The following is a 1197-nucleotide window of genomic DNA, read 5'->3' as shown; positions in this document are numbered from 1 at the left end:
GGTTAAGCGACTAGTCGTTCCACATCTCCGGACGGACCAGGGTCGGGTCGGCGACGCGGTTCGGGAAGTAGTCGAGGCACTCGCCCTCGCGGTAGACGTCCGCCGTGGAGCAGTGCAGGCCGCCGCCGAAGGCGTAGGCGCCGCGCAGGTCGACGGGCACGACGTTCATGCCGAGCTTGTCCATCTCCTCCTGCTGGTAGACCTCGGAGGCCTCCACGATGACCGTCTTGGGGTCGAGGACCAGGCAGTTCATGGACAGCCACACGGAGCTGTAGCAGAACTCGGGCGGCTCGGAGTGGGCCGGCTGGGCGGCGTCGACGATCTGCCAGTCGTTGGCCTCGAAGATCGCGCGCTGCTCCTCGGGGAGCCTACGCTGCGGGTTGTTGATGATCAGGCCCGGGCGCAGCGGCACGAAGGTCGCGTCGATGTGGATCGGGTACGGGTCGCCGGGGAAGTTCACGGCGTGCACGCGGTACTCGGGGTAGTAGCGCTGGAACCAGTCCATGGCCGTGCGGTTGGTGGTCAGGCCGTGCTGGATGAACAGGTCCTTGCCCATGCGCATGACGTCGGCCGCGTCCCACATCGGCTCGACTTCCGTCGTGACGAAGTCCTTGTTGGCGGTGCGCACCAGGCGCTCCTCCAGCGAGATCTTCTCGTCGTAGTAGTTGTGCTTGTAGGAGGCGTCGGTCAGGCGGGGACGGGGGGCCTGGGTCCACAGGAAGTCCGGGTCCTCGTCGAAGTACTGCTTCATGAGCGGCCAGTAGGCCAGGTACTCGAAGTAGCGGCAGCGGAAGGAGTTGGCGGAGGCCATGATCTCGTTGCCGATGGTGAGCAGGATGTCGCGGGGCGGCATGCAGGTCATCATGGAGTCGTTGCGGAAGTCGGGCGTGCCGATGGCCTGGTTCCACTGCAGGGGCGTCGGGCGGTCGACGACCACGCCGCGCTCCTCGACGGCCTTGACGAGGTTCTCGAGGCAGGCGTTGCCGACCTCGACCGTGCGCAGCGGGCGAAGGCCCCACATGCCGCGCATCTCGGAGTCGACGGGAACCTTCTCGGAGGTCGCGGGCTCCTCGGGCGGGATCATCGAGTTGTCGCAGCGGCCGATGATGACGCGCTTCAACGGATCCCAGTCGTTCCAAGAATTGACTATCTTCGCCATGACAGTCTCCTTTCTCCGGCAGCGCATCCTGCGTTGCC

1 protein-coding gene is annotated in these 1197 nt (G+C 65.9%); it reads right to left on the bottom strand.

The window, feature by feature from the left end:
* Positions 1–10 precede the first annotated feature (10 nt).
* The gene (locus LQE90_RS12300; RefSeq protein ID WP_114568044.1) at positions 11–1159 is read right to left on the bottom strand and encodes a serine/threonine protein kinase; all 1149 of its coding nucleotides are present in this window, start codon (positions 1157–1159) and stop codon (positions 11–13) included.
* Positions 1160–1197 lie beyond the last annotated feature (38 nt).

Origin of the sequence: Paraeggerthella hominis (genome assembly GCF_021044775.1) — a bacterium.
GTDB classification, from domain to species: domain Bacteria; phylum Actinomycetota; class Coriobacteriia; order Coriobacteriales; family Eggerthellaceae; genus Paraeggerthella; species Paraeggerthella hominis.
Note: the sequence above shows the minus strand (reverse complement) of the source record. Positions and strands in the feature narration are given on the sequence as shown.

What these genes read in the sequence shown, in the direction of transcription:
- LQE90_RS12300 (WP_114568044.1), bottom strand. Translation starts at nt 1,159, where the DNA reads ATGGCGAAGATAGTCAATTCTTGGAACGACTGGGATCCGTTGAAGCGC.